Here is an 18393-nt window from a genome sequence, read left to right on the forward strand (position 1 = left end):
CTTTCCTCCGGATCAGACGAGCGCGCGGCCCTTGGCATCAATGGCGTTGGCAACTGCCTCATCTGTTGCTTCATCCGGCAACAGCATTTCGTTATGCGCCTTGCCCGACGGGATCATTGGGAAGCAGTTGGCGAGATTTGCCACGCGGCAATCGAAGATAACCGGCTTGTCGATGTCGATCATTTCCTGAATGGCGGCATCGAGATTACCTGGCTTGTCACAGCGGATACCATGCGCGCCGTAGGCTTCGGCCAGCTTGACGAAATCCGGCATTGCCTCGGTATAGGAGTGCGACAAGCGGTTGCCATGCAGGAGCTGCTGCCATTGGCGCACCATGCCCATATACTGGTTGTTCAGGATGAAGATCTTGATCGGCGCATTATGCTGGATGGCAGCCGACATTTCCTGAATGCACATCTGGATCGAGGCATCGCCTGCAATGTCGATAACCAGCGCATCAGGGTGCGCGATCTGTACCCCGAGAGCCGCCGGCAGGCCGTAACCCATGGTACCGAGACCACCAGAGGTCAACCAGCGGTTCGGTTCCTCAAAGCCATAGAACTGCGCAGCCCACATCTGGTGCTGGCCAACTTCCGTGGTGATGTAGGTCTTCCGATCCTTGGTCAGTTCATAAAGCCGCTCAATTGCATATTGCGGCATGATGACGTCCTTGTTCGGCGCATAGGCGAGCGAATTGCGGGCACGCCAGCGATCGATCTGCTCCCACCATGCACCGATTGCCTGCTTTTCCGGCTTCTTTTCAGAGGCACGGAACTGCCGAACGATATCTTCCAGAACATGCGCGACATCGCCAATGATCGGCACGTCGACACGCACGCTCTTGTTAATCGACGACGGGTCGATATCGATATGGATTTTCTTCGAGTTCGGAGAAAATGCGTTCAGACGTCCGGTGATGCGGTCATCGAAACGGGCACCGACGCACAGCATCACATCGCAATCATGCATGGTCATGTTGGCTTCGTAAGTGCCATGCATACCGAGCATGCCGAGCCAGTTCTTGCCGGAGGCTGGATAAGCGCCGAGACCCATCAGTGTGGATGTGATCGGGAAATTGCTGATCTCGACCAGCTCGCGCAGCAGACGGGAAGCTGCAGGGCCGGAATTGATCACACCGCCGCCCGAATAGATGACGGGCTTCTTTGCATTGAGGAGCAGACGAACGGCATCCGAAATCGCCTGAGCATTGCCGTCGAGAACCGGACGGTAGCTGGTGCGCGGCGCAGTTTCCGGCGGCGTATAAATGCCCTTGGCGAACTGGATATCCTTCGGAATGTCGACCACAACGGGACCGGGACGACCGGTGGAAGCGACATGAAAGGCTTCGTGCAGGATGCGCGCCAGATCGTTGACGTCCTTCACCAGCCAGTTGTGCTTGGTGCAGGGGCGCGTGATACCAATCGTATCGCATTCCTGAAACGCATCGGAGCCAATCAGCGTTGTCGGAACCTGCCCGGAGATGCAAACCAGCGGAATGGAGTCCATAAGGGCATCCTGCAGCGGCGTAACTGCATTGGTCGCACCTGGACCGGACGTAACAAGCATCACACCGACTTTGCCGGTCGAACGTGCATAGCCTTCCGCAGCGTGTCCTGCGCCCTGCTCATGCCGGACCAGAACATGCTGAACCTTGTCCTGCTGGAACAACTCGTCATAGATCGGAAGTACGGCGCCGCCGGGATAACCGAAGATACTCTCCACACCCTGATCGATCAAAGCCTGAATGACCATTTCAGCGCCGGTCATTTCGCGTGGGTTGCTCGCTTCTTGCGTTTCTGCGGCGTTTGCGTCCGCCTCACGTTTACCTGCAGTCATTGTTCTCTTCCCGTCGTCTGCATTTTATTTCTGATTTGGATAATAAAAAAGGCCCCCGAGGGAGCCTGTCTTTCGCGCATGGGAGCTTTCGCCGGATGGTTACACCATCCTGCCCATGCGCGCCCGTACCACAAGAATAATAATCGTGTTCATGGTGGCGGACACTAATAGCCGGATTTGGTGTCGTCAACGCATAAATACACCGCCTGCGATATTTTCTTAGGCTCACCTGCCCCAAACGATAACTTTATTTCAACGGAAGATTCTTATCCTGACGCGAAACCTCCTGTTGAGGACTGGGGCGGAGTGGGCAGCATGAGCGAAATCGGGGACAGTTCCAACGCGCGAGAGCAGGGCGAATATGTGCAGCGCAATCGTACGGAAGGCCACGTCATCCAATGCGACGGCGAGAGCGCAATCGTCTCGGCGTTGTCAGGTCCCTCTTCGGCAGCATCTGACGATTATTGGGCCGTAGGCCAGCTTATATCCATTCAGACCGGCAATAATCGCGTTGTAGGTCTCATCCGCAACGTGCTTGTTCCCGGAGATGTCTGGATACGCGGCGGTGACAACACGCTCCATATCCATGTCGAGTTTCTGGGCGAAGTTCGCATACAGCCGACCGGACAAACCACTTTCAACGGCGGCATTTCGCAATTCCCCCACCCCGGCGCTATTGCACATCGCATTCGTGCCGCCGATCTCGCTGCCATTTATGCACAAACCGCTCACAGCAGCGTTTCAATCGGTGCGCTCACACAGGATGCAACCGTTCCCGCCTACATATCTGTCGATGATCTTATCTCCCGGCATTTTGCTATTGTCGGCACAACGGGCGTCGGCAAATCGAGCGCAGTCATGCTGCTGCTACGCCGGATCGTCGCCGAAAAGCCCAATCTGCGCGTACTCATCCTCGATCCACACAATGAGTTCGCGAGCGCATTTCCCGATCTGGCCGTGGCGGTCGATCAGACGAATATCGAATTGCCATTCTGGATGCTGCGGCTGGATGAATTTGCAGATGTGATCTTTCGCGGGCGCGCGCCGAACCCTATGGAACTCGATATATTGCGTGATCTGGTCCAGCTTGCCCGTGAAAAAACACAGGGCGCTGAACTGTCAGCCACGAAAACATTGCGACGACAGCTTGCCGACCGCCAGAGCGTCAGCGCCGACACGCCTATCGCCTATCGTTTGCTTGACCTGATATCCCTTATCGATGAGCGGATGGGACTTCTCGACAGCAAGGCGGAACGACCTTATCTGCGCAGCCTCAAGGTTCGGCTGGAATCGATCTCTGCCGATCCCCGCTTCCGTTTCATGTTCGCCGTAACTGGTGGCCCGGAAACAATGCGGCAGGCCATTGGCCGGATTTTCCGCATACCGCAAAACGAAAAGCCCATCTGCACATTCCAGCTTGCAGGATTGCCGTCCGAAGTCGTCAATGCCGTTGCTTCCGTCTTGTGCCGTCTGGCATTCGATATCGCTCTTTCAAGCGAGGGCAGCTTGCAGACGCTCGTGATCTGTGAAGAAGCCCACCGTTATATTCCCGCCGACCGCGACGCTGGGTTCTGGCCGACAAGACAAGCCATAGCGCGAATTGCCAAAGAAGGTCGGAAATACGGCTCCTATCTCGGAGTGATAAGCCAGCGCCCCGGTGAGCTTGATCCAACGATCCTGTCACAGTGCAATTCGATTTTTGCGATGCGGCTGGGTAACGAGCGCGATCAGGAAATCATCAGGGGGGCTATTCGTGGCGGCGCGCAAAGCATGGCTGGCTTTCTGTCATCAATCGCTAACCGCGAAGCGATAGCCTTTGGCGAAGCATTCTCGACACCGATGCGTCTGACATTCGAAACCATCCCGCCGCATCAGCTTCCCGGACGCAGCAAGAGCGAAAGTGCTCTTTCAAGCTGGCGCAGCGATGGCAAAATATCGCTCGACCGTATCGTTGAAAAGTTGCGTGCTTTTGAGAACAGTTCGCAGGCTGAACCAGTGGACCAGATCGGAGACGAGGATAATCTGTGGGGCAGCCCGGTCTCCACCAGTCGCCGGGACCAAATGCCTACGGACGAAGCTTACCATCGCTCTTCATCGTTGAAGCCGCAAACCTCCCTCAGCCTCGACACAAAACAGAGCATTGAGAAGATGGGCGAACTGGTGCGCAGCTTTCGCAAGGACCGCGAGCGTTAAAGCATGTCTCCCAAAAGCGGGAACCGGTTTTGGGAGACATGTACGAAAACAAAAACTGAAAACGCGCTATCTGAATATAATAAAATCCGACACGCTTTAGGCGCAGACGCGGTTACGGCCCATGTTCTTCGCGGCATAGAGCATCTTGTCGGCGCGACGATAGAGGTCCTTCGAGTTCTCGCGCCGGTCCCATATGGCAAGGCCAATACTGACGGTGACGCCAAGCTTCTCATCGCCCAGATCGATTTCAAGCGTGGATATGGCCTTGCGGATACGATTGGCAAGCTTGATCATCAATTCCGCGTCCATATTCGGCGCAAGAACTGCAAACTCCTCGCCGCCAAGCCGCGCAACGACATCATGATACCGCGTATAGTCCTTCAGACACCGCGCCACTTCTTGCAACACGATATCGCCAATGTCATGCCCATATGTATCGTTCACTGTCTTGAAATGATCGAGATCGATAATCATCAACCCCACAGGGCGCTGAATTCGGTCGAACTGGACCAGATATTCCTTCAGCGCCTCATCGAAATACCGCCTGTTCTGCATGCCGGTCAGGCTATCCGTCAGCGCGGCATGTTCGAGGGTCTGCGACCGTTCGGAAAGATCCTGCGTGATGACCTGCAGCTTGCCGCGGTCCTGCGCATCGGTACGGATTTGCGGATAGATCAGGAATAGCCCGCAAGCGATAGTCGCAATCAGCACCCATATTGTGACGTAACTCAACTGATCGAGCCTCGAAACCAGTTCCGATGCACTCACATCAAGGGGCGATGTCTGCAATTGTCCAATGTCGACACGGGCTTGATATAGCAACAGCCCGATACCGAACATCAAAACAATCAGAATAAAAAATGCCCGCTCCGATTTATGAAATCGCATAGTCCGCGCCCGCCTCTCCTGTTTCAGAGAGTGCCAGCGAGTTATTTCGTTGTCGTTAATCGAGCGAAGGCATCATCAGAATTTGCATTCACACACCAGCGATCATCAAGCTGATTTCGAAACCAGGTCGACTGGCGCTTTGCATATTGCCGGGTGGCGATAACCGAACGTTCAATTGCTTCTTCCCGCGACATCGAGCCTTGCAGAAATGCCGTGATCTCACGCACACCGATGGCCTTCATTGCGGGCAATGCCGGGTCGAGATCAAGCGTCAGCAACGCTTTGACTTCGTCAATCGCGCCATTGCCCCACATCAGGGCAAAACGCCGGGCAATACGCTCTGAAAGCCATGACCGGTCCGGCAGCAATACGATCTTGCGCGCGCTCTCATCGTCTATCAGTGCCTGCCCTTTCGTCTGCTGCCAAGCAAGAAGCGACTTTCCGGTGCCTTCAAAAACCTCCAGCGCCCGAACGATGCGCTGGCTGTCGAAGGGTCGAAGGGTTGCGGCCATATCCGGGTCACGTTCGCTGAGAAGCCGGTGAAGAAGTTCTGGACCGTCCGTCTCCATACGTCCTCGCCAGTAGGCGCGAACATCACCTGGCACCTCTGGCATCTGCGACAGTCCGCCGAGTAGCGCTCTGAAATAAAGCCCCGTCCCGCCAACAAAGATTGGGGTCCTGTGCTTCATGGTAGGTTGAGATAGCAGTTCAGCCACATCATCCAGCCATCGTCCGGTCGAATAGGATATTGATGGGGCGATATGTCCATAGAGATGATGTTCAGCCGCAGCGAGATCCGCTTTGTTCGGTCGCGCAGTCAGGAGATCAAGAACATCGTAAACCTGCATGGAATCGGTGTTCACGATGAAACCGCCAGTCTCACGAGCCATGCGAATGGCAAGTGCCGACTTGCCGCTGGCCGTCGGGCCAGCTATCAGGATTGCATTCGTGACCGCACCCTCATTCATCGCCGGAATTGTTCTCCATGTCCCAACAGGTTTCTCTCGTCGCCACTTTGATTGCCAACCCGGCCAAAGCATCGCTTGCATCAGCGCTTGGGATTAAAGCCTCAGCAGCGGTGAATGCAACCGGACTCTATTGGCTGGCCAACAACATCGCCTGCGACATTGCACTTCCATCGGGGATCAGCAGTGAAGAAGCCGAAACCCTGCTGCGCCATTCGCTTGATGGCGCGCCGGTCGATGTGGTCGTGCAGGAACAGGAGCTCCGGCGCAAGAAAATTCTGATTGCCGACATGGATTCCACGATGATCCAGCAAGAGTGTATCGACGAACTGGCAGAGGAAGCCGGACTGCGCGAGCATGTGGCGGCAATCACCGCACGCGCCATGAATGGTGAAATCGCTTTCGAACCGGCCTTGCGCGAGCGGGTGGCCTTGTTGAAAGGCCTACCGCTCAATGTCATCGACAAGGTCATTTCAACCCGCATCACACTGATGCCCGGCGGGCCGGAACTCGTGCGTACCATGCGGAAACATGGTGCTTACACAGCGCTTGTGTCCGGCGGTTTTACCTCATTTACCCAGCGTATCGCCGAAATGATCGGCTTCAATGAAGACCGTGCAAACAGGCTGATCGACGATGGAAAGCATCTGACCGGCCTTGTCACAGAGCCAATTCTCGGTCGTGAAGCCAAGGTCGAGAAACTCGTGGAAATCGCCGAGCGCCTCGGTCTCACACCGGATGACGCAATCGCGGTGGGCGATGGAGCGAACGATCTCGGCATGATCCAGCTTGCAGGCACTGGCGTCGCACTTCACGCGAAGCCGACCGTGGCAGCGCAGGCCAGAATGCGGGTTGACCATGGCGACCTGACCGCCCTCCTCTATATTCAGGGCTATAGAAAGACGGATTTCGTTCAATGATCATTTTGGAAACGCCGCGCCTCATCATCCGGAACTGGGAGGATCGCGACCGCGACCTGTTCCATGTCATCAATTCCGATGAAGAGGTAATGCGTTTCTTTCCCTTTCGCAGGGACCGCTCGCAATCGGATGAACTGTTCAATCACCTCCAGAAGATGATTTCTGAAACGGGTCTCGGTTTCTATGCGCTGGAGGAAAAAGAAGGCGGTCAGTGCATCGGCTTCGCCGGTCTCGCCCGCACCAACCTCGAACCTCATCTTCCGGACGGTACTGTTGAAATCGGCTGGCGGTTGGCCACTCCCTTTTGGGGCAAAGGCTATGTAACCGAAGCGGGCAAAGCGCTGATCGAATATGCTTTCGGCACCCTTGGCCTCTCAGAAGTCGTTTCCTTCGCCGTCCATAACAACGAACGGTCCACAGCCGTGATGCAGCGCATCGGCATGACCCGTGATCCCTCGAGCGATTTCGACCATCCCCGTGTGCCGGATGAAACTCCACATTTGAAATTTCATTCCGTCTATCGCATTCAGGCAGACTGACCGGCTACCCAGCCCGACGACCATGCCCACTGGAAATTATAGCCGCCGAGCCACCCGGTAACATCGACCACTTCGCCGATGAAAAACAGGCCGGGAACGGATTTGGCTTCCATGGTCTTGGAGTCGAGATTGCGCGTATCGACCCCTCCAAGCGTGACCTCCGCTGTACGGTAGCCCTCCGAACCGGCAGGTTTGATGCACCAGTCGTTTATCGCCGCCTCGACACGGCGGAACGTCTTGTCGGACATATCCGCCAGATGGCCGGTCGCACCGATATCTTCGGCTATGGTCTGTGCAAGTTTCCTCGGCAGGTAGAGCGCCAGTGCCGTTTGCAATGCCTGCTTGCCGTTCTGTTTGCGTTGCTCGCGCAGTGCTTCGAAAATGTCCGTTTCCGGCAGCATCGCAATGCGGATTTCATCGCCTTCCCGCCAGTAGGAAGAAATCTGCAAGATCGAAGGGCCGCTAATACCACGATGCGTAAAAAGCATTGCCTCGGCAAATTTGGTTTTGCCACAGGAGACAACGGCATCGACGGCAATGCCGGCCAGCGGCTTCAGCCGTTCCAGTGTGTTGGGTTCAAATGTCAGCGGTACCAGCGCCGGTCGTGTTTCGACAATCCGCAATCCAAATTGTGTCGCGATATCGTAGCCGAAGCCTGTAGCTCCCATCTTCGGAATCGATTTCCCGCCACAGGCCACGACCAGTGATCGACAGCGAACAGGTCCGTCCGACAGCTGAAGAGAAAAGCCTTCCGCAGATTTTTCAACCGCACTCACACTGCAGCCAAGCTTCAATCGCGCGCCATGGCGCTTCATTTCCTCCAGCAACATTTCGATTATCTGCAACGCCGAACCGTCACAGAAGAGTTGGCCTAGCGTCTTCTCGTGATAAGCAATGCGGTGACGTTCCACGAGCGCGATGAAGTCGCGCTGGGTGTAGCGGCTCAAAGCCGAGATACAGAAATGCGGGTTCTGCGAGAGATAGTTCTTCGGGCTTGCATGAAGATTGGTGAAATTGCAGCGACCACCGCCCGATATGCGGATTTTCTCACCGGCTGCCTTGGCGTGATCCACGACCAGTACGGAACGCCCACGTTTGGCCGCCTCGATGGCACACATCATGCCCGCCGCGCCAGCGCCTATGACCACAATATCGACTGTTTCCAACTCACCCTACTCCGAATGGCGCCGGTCCATAGCACACCGGAGGCAAATGAAACAGAAGGCTCTACAATTTCGAATGACGAATGAGGAGTACTCGAATCTCTTTGTGCGGTTCCGACGCCAAGTGATTCAAACCGCAAAACAAAACGGCATTGCAGATTTCCCCGCAATGCCGTTTCAGCGGTACACTCAATTGAAGATCAGTTGATCCGGACAGTTACGAAACGCAGTTCTCCCGAACGTGAGGCCAGCATCATAAGCGCGTTCTTGCGCCCTTCCCGGCGCAGCGCATCAATACGCTTTTTCACGTCCTCGGGGGTCTTCACATTCACCTGTCCGATATCGACGATGACATCGCCGGTTTCGATACGTTTCTCACCTGCGGCTGAGCCGGGGGAAACATACAAGACCGCAACACCTTCCACATCTTCCGCAATGCCAAATTCTCCGCGAACATCGTCATTCAGTTCGCTGAGCTTCATTCCAAGCACGCTCGGGGCAGCATCGCTTTTCTGCTCCTTTTTCGGCGTATCCGGTGTTGCTGTGCCTTCATCACCGCCCTCGCCTTCCGGCAGCGGAGCCTGATCTTCCGTCGCAGCTTCGGTGCTCTTGTCGTCCTCGACCAGACGCCCGAGCTTGACCTTCACGGTCTTTTCCTCGCCTTGGCGAACCACAACGATCTCGACTTCCTTGCCGACCGGGGTTTCAGCAACCAGTCGCGGCAGATCGCGGGCAGTATCGACCGGCTTGCCTTCATAGCGGATCACGACATCACCAGCCTCGATCGCCTTGTTGTCAACGCCGGAATTTTCGATCAACCCCGCAATCAGTGCCCCTTTGGTTTCCTTCAGCCCCAAGCTCTGAGCAATATCTTCAGTTACAGGCTGGATACGTACGCCAAGCCAGCCGCGACGAACTTCGCCAAATTCCTTGAGCTGGTCGATAACACCCACAGCCATCTCGGCAGGGATGGCGAATCCGATACCGATGGAACCGCCGGAGGGTGAGATAATCGCCGTGTTGATGCCGATCACCTTGCCGTCCATGTCAAACAGCGGGCCACCCGAATTGCCTCGGTTGATGGCCGCATCGGTCTGGATGAAGTCATCATAGGGACCGGAATTGATGTCGCGCTTGCGGGCCGAGATAATGCCAGCCGTTACCGTACCGCCGAGACCGAACGGGTTGCCAATCGCAAGGACCCAATCGCCGATGCGTGCCTTTTCTGAATTACCGAACTCCACGGCCTTCAGCTTGTGCTTGGATGGGTCAACTTTGAGAATTGCCAGATCGGTCTTGATGTCTTTTCCGACCAGTTCCGCTTTCAGCTTGGAACCATCGTTGAAATTGACTTCAATCTCATCTGCATCGGCAATGACGTGATTATTCGTGACGATGAAGCCCTTTTCGGCGTCGATAACGAAGCCGGAACCAAGTGACTGGACCTTGCGCGATTCGTCTCCCTGCGCACCGCCCTTGTCGCCAAAGAAATCCTTGAAGTATTCCTGGAATGGAGAGCCTTCCGGCACCTGCGGCATTGGAACCGCACCGTCACTTTCGCCATCTTCTTTGACGGTCTGCGAGGTCGAGATATTCACGACCGCATCCAGCAGCCCTTCGGCCAGATCGGCGACGGAAGCCGGCCCCTGAGCCGCGATTGCCGGAGGCGTTCCTATCGAAAGAGTGCCAGCGACGGTCATCGCCCCCAATGCCACGGTTGCGAAAAGGGTGCGAGCAAATCCCGCCTTTGGTGCAATTGCCATGAAGCCCTGCTCCGTTCCTGTCTGCATGCAGTCGTTTGATTAGCGATAGATGTACTAAGGCTTGATCGCTGCAAAATACGGCCTGTTTACGGCCCCGCATAGACTACAGACGATAAATAACGGAAGGAAAGCGGCTTATCCCCTGACAAGCCAGACAATGCCGACGCCGATTGCAAGGGCTGCAATCCCGGCAATGCGCAACATATTCTCCGGCGTCTCGCTCGCTTCACGAGCGAGCTTCTTTGCCAAAGAAGGAAAGCCGCCGTAGAGCAGCCCTTCGAGAACGAAGAGAAGACCTACGGCGGCTAGAAAATCGCTCATGAGCGTTTGACCCGGTTGTTACTGGGCAGGCGTTGCCAGCTTGCCGCCAGCATCACGGAAGAACTTGAAGAACTCCGAATCCGGCGAGAGAACCAGCGTTGTATCCGGTGTCTCAAGCGCTTCACGATAAGCGGACATCGACCGGTAGAAGGCGAAGAAGCCAGGGTCCTTGCCTGCGGAGCCTGCGAAGATCTCACTGCGCTGCGCATCGCCTTCACCGCGAAGGATTTCCGATTCCTTGCGTGCTTCCGCGATCGTTTCGACGACCTGACGATCAGCAACAGCGCGGATACGCTGGGCAGCTTCACGTCCACGGGCACGCAGACGCTCCGCTTCGGCAAGACGCTCCGCCTTCATGCGGTCATAGGTCTGCTGAGAAACTTCAGCCGTCAGATCGGTACGACGGATACGCACATCGGCGATGGTCAGGCCAAGCGACGTCGCATCGGGACGAAGCTGGTCGCGCACTTCGCGCATCATGTCGCCACGCTCTTCCGAAAGTGCCGCTTCGAAACCGCGCTGGCCGTAAACACTACGCAATGCAGCATCGAGACGGGTACGAAGACGCTGCTCGGCAAGAAGCGTACTGCCCGAAACGGTTTCACGGAACTTGCGCGCATCGGTAATGCGATAGACGAGGAACGCGTCGACGTCATAGAACTTGCCGCCCGAAACCTGAACGCGGATATCGTCCAGATCGAAGCGCAGCAGACGGTCATCGATCAACTGCACGGTGTCTGCGTCGAGGAAACCAAAAGGCAGTTTGAAATAGATGCCCGGTTCCGTCTTCACATCAACGATTTGACCGAAACGAAGCACTATGGCCTGCTGACGCTCAGATACGATGAAAGTAGCGGAGTAGATCAGGAAAGCGATGACGGCGATAATACCGCCAATGATTGGGAGCCTGTTCTGGGCCATTACTGGTTACCTCCGCTCGGGGTCGTCGTGGTCGCATTCACGCCAGACCGTGCATCTGGGCGTGGCTGCTGGCGCATGAGTTCGTTCAGCGGCAGATAAGGCACGACATCCTTTCCAGGTTCGACAATAACTTTCTTGGTGCTCTTCAGCACCTGTTCCATGGTTTCGAGGAACAGACGGTTGCGCGTTACTTCCGGCGCCTTCTGGTATTCACCCAGAACGGAGCTGAAACGCTGCGCCTCACCTTCCGCGTCCTGAACGACACGGTTTTTGTAGGCGGCGGCTTCTTCGCGAAGCTGTGCTGCTTCACCGCGAGCCTGACCGAGCTTCTGGTTCGAATACTGGTTCGATTCTTCTACGAAACGGTCTTCATCCTGTTCAGCACGCTGCACTTCATCAAAGGCATCAGCCACTTCACGCGGTGGCGCTGCATCTTCGATGGAAACGGCATTGATCTGGATACCAGCCTTGTAGGTATCGAGCGTCTGCTGAACAATGTCGCGAACGCTGGATGCGATTGCGGAACGGTTGTCACGGAAAACGTCCTGAGCCGGACGGCGACCGACGATTTCACGGATTGCGCTTTCAGAAACTTGCTGCACCATTGCATCCGGATTATCGACGTTAAACAGATACGCCTGCGGATCGGAAACGCGATAGAGAACCGAGAACTGAACGTTGACGATGTTCTGGTCGCCCGTCAGCATCAAGCCCTGCGTGGCACTCCGGTTGCCCTGACCACCGATATTAATCTGCTTTTCGACGATCTGCGCCTTTTCATAGGTTTCGATTGGCCACCAATGGAAATGCAGGCCCGGCTCGGACACTTCTTCCTTCGGCTTGCCAAAGCGCAGTTCAACAGCGAGTTCGTCCGGCTGCACGGTATAGATCGACTGGAAGAGCCAGAAGCCGACGACTGCCGCGCCAATAAGGAAAAGAACGCCGCGATTGCTGCCGCCCTTGCCACCACCACCGGGGAAGACCTGCTTCAGACGATCTTGTCCTTTACGCAGAATATCTTCGAGATCAGGTGGTGTGTTCGGGCCGCCGCCGCGTGGGCCCTTCGGTCCTTGTCCCCAGGGGCCGCCATTATTGTTGTTATTGTTATTATCGCCGCCGCCACCCCATGGGCCGCCGCCACCATTCTGATTACTCCAGGGCATCCTCACCTCTCGTCCAGGCGACGGGAAAGCGAGCTGCCCACTCCCGTCATCAACTAATGTTTCCGTTTTATAGGCATCGGGAGGTCCGCTTTCAACGCGAAGACGACAAAATTCGTGAACTATGCTTTACACAGCACGTTTTTCGTACACGAAATAGCGCGTTGGGTGACTATCCTTGTCACCGGCGGGCACATCCTCCTGCGAAATGGCGCACCAGATTTGCGGATCGATTTCCGGAAAATGCGTATCTCCGTCGATCTCAGCCAGAACGCGTGTCAGATGAATGCGATCCGCAAGAGGCAAGGCCTGCGCATAAATCTTTCCGCCGCCAATAACGCACACCTCTCCGACACCCAAGTCAAAAGCCAGCTTTTGCCCGAGTGCAATTGCCTCTTCGAGAGAACCTACAATGCTCGCGCCTTCAGCTTGAAATCCCTTGTCCCTCGTCACCACGATATTGGGTCGTCCCGGCAAGGGACGTCCGATGGATTCCCAGGTCCGTCGCCCCATGATAACCGGCTTGCCGAGTGTCAGGGCCTTGAAACGCTTGAGATCAGTTGAGAGACGCCATGGCATATCGTTGTCACGCCCGATGACACCGTTTTCGGCGGCAGCAACAATGATCGAAACTATCGGCCGACTAGAGGACATAGTGCACCTCAGACCGCAATCGGGGCTTTGATCGTCGGGTCAGCTTCGTAACCTTCAAGCTGGAAATCCTCGAAACGGAAGGCAAATAGGTCCTTCACTTCTGGATTGATCCACATGGTCGGCAATTTCTTTGGCGTCCGGGTAAGCTGCAAATGCGCCTGCTCGAAATGATTGGCATAAATATGCGCATCACCCAGCGTATGAATAAATTCTCCCGGCTTCAGCCCGGCGACCTGCGCGATCATCATCGTCAACAATGCATAGGAAGCGATGTTGAACGGCACGCCCAGAAAAATATCCGCCGAGCGCTGATAAAGCTGACAGGAAAGCTTTCCGTCCGCGACATAAAACTGGAAAAGACAGTGACATGGCGGCAGGGCCATTTCATCGACCAGCGCGGGGTTCCACGCCGATACGATCAAGCGCCGTGAATTGGGATTTCCATGCAGCATCTTCAGGAGATTCGCGATCTGATCGATGTGCCGGCCATCTGGCGCTGGCCAAGAACGCCACTGATAACCATAAACCGGCCCGAGGTCGCCATTTTCGTCTGCCCATTCATCCCAGATCGATACGCCATTTTCTTTCAGATAGGCGATATTCGTATCGCCTTTCAGAAACCAGAGCAGCTCATGGATGATCGAGCGGAGATGCAGCTTCTTGGTCGTCAGAACCGGGAAGCCTTCTTCAAGATTGAAGCGCATCTGATAGCCGAAAACCGACCGCGTGCCGGTGCCTGTACGGTCGCCACGGTCCACGCCGTTATCCAGCACATGTTGAAGAAGATCGAGATAGGTGCGCATGGGGATTATCCGGAACCGATTCGTTTTGAAACCACTATAAAGAAAAAACCCCGGTGTGAGACACCGGGGCTTCGGATTCGCGAGATCGCTGTGGATCAAAGGTCGCCGAGTTTTCCGAGCTGCTTTGCAACCAGATAATAGAAGGTGACGCGATTTTTGTTGCGGTCGCCCTTCATGACTTCTGCAACATGCGCAACCACTTCATCGCCCTTGGCTTCGTCATTGAGGCCGAGTTTCTTGGCAACCCAATTGGTGCGGACGCGCTTCATTTCTTCCGGGTCCGTTGCCGAAACGAGCGAGGAATCGCGATTGCGCAACGCAATACCCAGATGCTTGACGATCTTGTCGACTACAGCTTCATCGGCACCGGCATCGTAGCGACGGACATCCGCGAGATATTCACTCATATATCCACTCTCCTTCGAATGGGGTACATCACCCCGTTTCAGCCACGGAATCCGGCTATATAAGAATTTACTTGCCGACCCCGATATGTTGCGAGGATTGACCAGCAAATGCAGGCTGTCAATGAAAAATGAACGCAAGGTCAGGTTGTCGAGGTCTTCAGGCAAAACCCGTTAAAAACTGCGCACCCTCTTCCAATCCCGATCAACCGCGCCTATATACGGCCTGTCGGCGCAAGCTGACTATGGTGATAAACGGACGGTGTAATAAACCCATTGGACCCGGGGGCGGTACCCGGCGCCTCCACCAGAATACAGATCAGCCCATCGGTTTGTATTGTGGCGGGGGCGAAACAGGATCGACAAGGGTGTAAAGATCGCTCTTTTACTCGGCATGATACCACCGTTATCGGGTCAATTGAGTAGTTGCAAATGACAACAAAGCTCAGGGTTATGCTCTCGCTGCCTAATGGCGGTGCGGGAAACCCACTCTAAAGTCCTTAGGGTTAGCCCCTTAAGGCGGGGTTCGGAGGCACCTGGCAACAGAAGCCTCCACTTTCCCTTTTCCAAAATCTATGCAGCCGCAGCTTCCGTATCCAGTTCGCTCGCCTTGCGCGAAAGAACGATCTGCGTCAGCACGAAGGCCGTCAGCGCACAACCGGCGATCCCGCCCACCATCGGCAGAGCCGTTCCATCAAAGAACGAGCCGGTTACACCAATCGCCACGCCGCCAATCACAAAATGCAGCGTTCCCATCAGCGCGGAAGCAGTTCCAGCAATCTCGCCATAATCCTCAAGAGCCAGTACCGCCGTTGTCGGGATGACGAGGCCAAGGAATCCATATCCCACGAACAGGAAGCCTGCGATCAGCCAGAGCGACTGGTGCCCCATGAGCGCGGCAGCGAACATGGCAAGCATTGCCGCTGCAAATCCGGAGACCGCGAATCGCATGACGCGGCGAAGTCCGAAGCGCGATCCCAACCACCCATTCAACTGCGACACGCCGAAGAAAGATACCGCATTGGCCGAGAACGCAATGGCATATTGCGTCGGCGTCAGGCCGTAATGGTCGATAAGCACGAAGGACGAATTGGCGAGATAGACGAAGAAAGACGCGATGCCAAAGCCACCGACAAAAACCAGCCCAAGGAAATAACGGTCCTTGAGCAGACGACCGTAGCCACGCAAGGCGCTGCCCAGATTGCTTTCAAGTCGTGCCTCTGCCGTCCGCGTCTCTTTCTGTGCAGTTGCCACCAGAATGATACCGATGCCGGCAGCGACCAGGACCGCCCAGAAAACACCACGCCAGCCAAAGAAGCTGATGATGACCGAGCCGGTCAGCGGTGCCAGAATCGGCGAAATGGAGAAAACCAGCATCAGAAGCGACATCAGGCGTGCTGCCTCGATGCCTGTATGAAGGTCGCGCACGACAGCGCGTGGTATGACCATGCCTGCTGCTGCTCCCAGCCCCTGAACGAAGCGGAAAAGCACCAGCACATCTATATCGGTTGCCATAGCAGAACCGATACTGCCGATACCGAACAGGACCAAACCGCCATAGAGCGGAAGTTTACGCCCGACCATGTCGGACAGCGGCCCGCAGAAAAGCTGCGCAACCGCGAGAGCAATGAAAAAGGCCAGAAGACTCATCTGCACAGCCCCCGTTTCCGCATGCAGATCAGCGGCAATGGTGGGCAAAGCTGGCAGATACATATCAATCGCAAATGGGCCAATGGCGGAGAGAAGGCCAAGAACAATGGCATTGCGCACAAGACTGGAAGCCATGGGGGACGCGCTTTCATCAATGTTTCGTGAGATTCCCGCACCGATTTCGGATCTCCGGTTTTGCTTGGGAGGATGGCGCCATCGGGCTCGCAAAACCGGCACAGGACAGATAAATGTTTGTATTCGCTACCGGTTTTCGTTCCGTCTTGATGATCTCGACCTGCTTTCGATTACGGTCGACACTTGAAAACTCTGCAGCGAAAGGCATTCTATACGTATGGTCAAAACAGATTTGACACTGATGTAAAATTAGACACCATTGTCCAAAACGTCAAGCTATCTTATGTTGGAGTTATGAAGCCTACTGACATAATCGACATAACCGCCCTGCCCGAGAAGCGTGCTGTATCCGAAAAGGGCCTGAATTCCGCGGCGATAAAGCCCGGACAGTGCATGAAGCGCGACTTCATTTTGTGCTCTGCGGCACGCGTTTTCAATCGCGATGGGTTTCAGGGCGCGAGCATAGACCTCATTGCCAACGAAGCGGGCGTGTCGCGTCAGACCATCTATAATCACTATCGCGACAAGGAAGCCTTGCTTGCCGCCGTCGTTGAGGATGCGCTTGCGCGCATGAATGCGAGTCTGTTCGCAGTTCTGGCTACCTTCCCCCAGACTGGTGAAAATCTGGAGCACGATCTGGTGGCTTTCTCGATCCGCATGAGCCGGAATTGCATCTACGATTCGTCCGGTGCGTTTCTGCGCAAGGTCATGCAGGCCAACGAGAGCGATCTGCCGCTCGCAGCGAATATTTGCAGTACCAAAGGTCCGGCACAGGCCATTCCGGCCATAGCGGCACGTCTGGCGCGCCTTGCCATGGATGGTCATTTGCGCGTTGAGGATCCAGATCTTGCTGCACGCCATTTCATGGCGCTTATCAACGCCGATACGCACTATCATATGCTGACGGGCCAAGGCGTTGATGATGCAATCATAGAGAAGAGCGCCGTCAACGGAGTGCGCACCTTCCTGATGGCCTTCGGAAGACGATAGGACAAGCGCCCCTGCTGCGTTCAAAAATTGCACATCTTTCCGCCACAGGCATCGCCCTGTCGCTTTTTCAGGTCATATATCATCGGTTCCTGCGAGAACGAACTTGACATCGACCTCCGAATCCGTGGGATAAGCAAACCATGGTACAGGACCTAATCCGTTACGATATTCTCGCTCAGGAAGCCCTACGCGGCGTCATTCGCAAGGTTCTTGCGGAAGTGGCCAAGGCTGGCTTGCCAGGTAACCATCATTTCTTCATCACGTTCCTGACTGGAGCGCCCGGTGTGCGAATTTCCTCGCGCCTGAAGGAGAAATATCCCGAGCAGATGACAATCGTTTTGCAGCATCAGTTCTGGGACATGCTGGTTACAGATCAGCTGTTCGAAGTTGGCCTGTCGTTCGGTGATATTCCTGAAAAGCTTACAGTGCCTTTTTCTGCCGTCCGCGGCTTCTACGACCCTTCGGTCAATTTCGAACTCGAGTTCGATGTCGCGGTCGCACAGCCTGAAAGCGACAATGACGAAGGCGGCAATGTAGCCCCTATCGAAATCCTCCCGACAGAAGCACCGGTCGAGAAGGCAGAAAAGCCCAAATCGAAGTCGCGCAAGACTGCTGCCGAAAAAGAAGCCGCCGCGGCCAAAGACAGCAATGCAGATGATGGCGCCGACAAGGAAGCCAAACCTTCTGCCGATGTTGTTTCTCTGGATGCCTTTCGGAAGAAGTAATTCCGCGCGCTCCATCCTCATGTGAAGAATGTGCCAGAGCTCCTGCTGGTTTCGTCTGATTGTTTGATTGGACAGTTCCGTTTCACTGTTGATCGTGATCAATGGTGAAAAACAAGCAGGCGTTTTATACTCTGTTCTGACGGCAACCAGTTCAGGATTGAGTTCGATGATTCGTGCAATTGCTCAGGCAGTATTGTGGATAAGCGGTATCGTAGCCGCCTTCTTTGTGGCAAAGGACGAACCCAACTTTCCTCTTCTGCAGATGACAGTAGGGCTCATACTCCTAATCCTGGTGTCCTTGGCCATCTGGTGGTTTACCAATCCGAAGGACCCCCAGAAATAAATGCCAGCCTATTACGAGCT

17 protein-coding genes and 1 other RNA gene are annotated in these 18393 nt (G+C 55.3%); 6 read left to right on the forward strand and 12 right to left on the reverse strand.

Annotated features, from left to right (window positions below; all coding sequences use genetic code 11):
* Positions 1 to 12: 12 nt before the first annotated feature.
* A complete protein-coding gene (locus F9K94_RS04280; RefSeq protein ID WP_081104459.1) occupies positions 13 to 1836 on the reverse strand; it encodes an acetolactate synthase 3 large subunit in 1824 nt (607 codons plus the stop codon).
* Between the two features lie 315 nt (positions 1837 to 2151).
* Here F9K94_RS04280 and F9K94_RS04290 point away from each other — a divergent pair, with 315 nt between their 5' ends.
* Positions 2152 to 4029, forward strand: coding sequence for an ATP-binding protein (locus tag F9K94_RS04290; protein WP_151643824.1), 1878 nt, complete (start codon positions 2152 to 2154; stop codon positions 4027 to 4029).
* Between the two features lie 96 nt (positions 4030 to 4125).
* Here F9K94_RS04290 and F9K94_RS04295 read toward each other — a convergent pair whose 3' ends face one another.
* Both F9K94_RS04295 and miaA read right to left on the reverse strand, forming a co-directional pair.
* The gene (locus tag F9K94_RS04295; protein ID WP_151643826.1) at positions 4126 to 4917 is read right to left on the reverse strand and encodes a GGDEF domain-containing protein; all 792 of its coding nucleotides are present in this window, start codon (positions 4915 to 4917) and stop codon (positions 4126 to 4128) included.
* 41 nt (positions 4918 to 4958) lie between these two features.
* Positions 4959 to 5885 carry a tRNA (adenosine(37)-N6)-dimethylallyltransferase MiaA gene (gene miaA / locus F9K94_RS04300; RefSeq protein ID WP_151643828.1) on the reverse strand — a complete coding sequence of 309 codons (927 nt, stop codon included), beginning with the start codon at positions 5883 to 5885 and terminating at the stop codon, positions 4959 to 4961.
* A 17-nt stretch (positions 5886 to 5902) separates the two neighbouring features.
* Here miaA and serB point away from each other — a divergent pair, with 17 nt between their 5' ends.
* Together serB and F9K94_RS04310 are read left to right on the forward strand one after the other, a co-directional pair.
* Entirely contained in the window at positions 5903 to 6802 is a 900-nt protein-coding gene (gene serB / locus F9K94_RS04305) for a phosphoserine phosphatase SerB (RefSeq protein ID WP_151643830.1), read from the forward strand.
* Complete coding sequence (locus F9K94_RS04310) at positions 6799 to 7341, forward strand: GNAT family N-acetyltransferase (protein WP_151643832.1); 543 nt, start codon at positions 6799 to 6801, stop codon at positions 7339 to 7341. The genes serB and F9K94_RS04310 overlap by 4 nt, the downstream gene beginning before the upstream one ends.
* Here F9K94_RS04310 and F9K94_RS04315 read toward each other — a convergent pair.
* From F9K94_RS04315 to F9K94_RS04350, 8 genes are all read right to left on the reverse strand, one after another.
* Positions 7329 to 8507, reverse strand: a complete 1179-nt coding sequence (locus tag F9K94_RS04315) for a BaiN/RdsA family NAD(P)/FAD-dependent oxidoreductase (RefSeq protein ID WP_151643833.1) — start codon at positions 8505 to 8507, stop codon at positions 7329 to 7331. The genes F9K94_RS04310 and F9K94_RS04315 overlap by 13 nt on opposite strands.
* 197 nt (positions 8508 to 8704) lie before the next feature.
* Entirely contained in the window at positions 8705 to 10267 is a 1563-nt protein-coding gene (locus F9K94_RS04320; RefSeq protein ID WP_151643835.1) for a Do family serine endopeptidase, read from the reverse strand.
* 135 nt (positions 10268 to 10402) lie between these two features.
* Positions 10403 to 10588 (reverse strand): DUF2065 domain-containing protein, encoded by a 186-nt coding sequence (locus F9K94_RS04325; protein ID WP_006467185.1) that lies wholly within the window; start codon positions 10586 to 10588, stop codon positions 10403 to 10405.
* Positions 10589 to 10606: 18 nt separating this feature from the next.
* Entirely contained in the window at positions 10607 to 11509 is a 903-nt protein-coding gene (gene hflC, locus F9K94_RS04330) for a protease modulator HflC (protein ID WP_010659764.1), read from the reverse strand.
* Positions 11509 to 12672 carry an FtsH protease activity modulator HflK gene (gene hflK / locus F9K94_RS04335; RefSeq protein WP_151643837.1) on the reverse strand — a complete coding sequence of 388 codons (1164 nt, stop codon included), beginning with the start codon at positions 12670 to 12672 and terminating at the stop codon, positions 11509 to 11511. Before hflK ends, hflC begins: the two co-directional genes overlap by 1 nt.
* A 126-nt stretch (positions 12673 to 12798) precedes the next feature.
* On the reverse strand, positions 12799 to 13323 hold the full coding sequence (locus F9K94_RS04340) for a dihydrofolate reductase (protein WP_151643839.1): 525 nt from the start codon (positions 13321 to 13323) through the stop codon (positions 12799 to 12801).
* A gap of 8 nt (positions 13324 to 13331) precedes the next feature.
* Positions 13332 to 14126 (reverse strand): thymidylate synthase, encoded by a 795-nt coding sequence (locus tag F9K94_RS04345; RefSeq protein ID WP_061346035.1) that lies wholly within the window; start codon positions 14124 to 14126, stop codon positions 13332 to 13334.
* A gap of 95 nt (positions 14127 to 14221) precedes the next feature.
* On the reverse strand, positions 14222 to 14533 hold the full coding sequence (locus F9K94_RS04350) for a DUF2853 family protein (RefSeq protein WP_061346034.1): 312 nt from the start codon (positions 14531 to 14533) through the stop codon (positions 14222 to 14224).
* 186 nt (positions 14534 to 14719) lie between these two features.
* Here F9K94_RS04350 and ssrA point away from each other — a divergent pair.
* Positions 14720 to 15087, forward strand: a transfer-messenger RNA (tmRNA) gene (gene ssrA / locus F9K94_RS24370).
* A gap of 16 nt (positions 15088 to 15103) precedes the next feature.
* Here the strand turns inward: ssrA and F9K94_RS04355 are convergent.
* Positions 15104 to 16315 carry a multidrug effflux MFS transporter gene (locus F9K94_RS04355; RefSeq protein WP_192799434.1) on the reverse strand — a complete coding sequence of 404 codons (1212 nt, stop codon included), beginning with the start codon at positions 16313 to 16315 and terminating at the stop codon, positions 15104 to 15106.
* A 294-nt stretch (positions 16316 to 16609) separates the two neighbouring features.
* Between F9K94_RS04355 and F9K94_RS04360 the strand changes: the two genes are divergently transcribed.
* Both F9K94_RS04360 and F9K94_RS04365 read left to right on the forward strand, forming a co-directional pair.
* Positions 16610 to 17305 (forward strand): TetR/AcrR family transcriptional regulator, encoded by a 696-nt coding sequence (locus tag F9K94_RS04360; RefSeq protein ID WP_151643841.1) that lies wholly within the window; start codon positions 16610 to 16612, stop codon positions 17303 to 17305.
* A gap of 140 nt (positions 17306 to 17445) precedes the next feature.
* The gene (locus tag F9K94_RS04365; protein ID WP_151557315.1) at positions 17446 to 18030 is read left to right on the forward strand and encodes an SspB family protein; all 585 of its coding nucleotides are present in this window, start codon (positions 17446 to 17448) and stop codon (positions 18028 to 18030) included.
* The last annotated feature ends 363 nt before the right edge of the window (positions 18031 to 18393 follow it).

Origin of the sequence: Brucella tritici (assembly GCF_008932285.1) — a bacterium.
GTDB classification, from domain to species: domain Bacteria; phylum Pseudomonadota; class Alphaproteobacteria; order Rhizobiales; family Rhizobiaceae; genus Brucella; species Brucella tritici.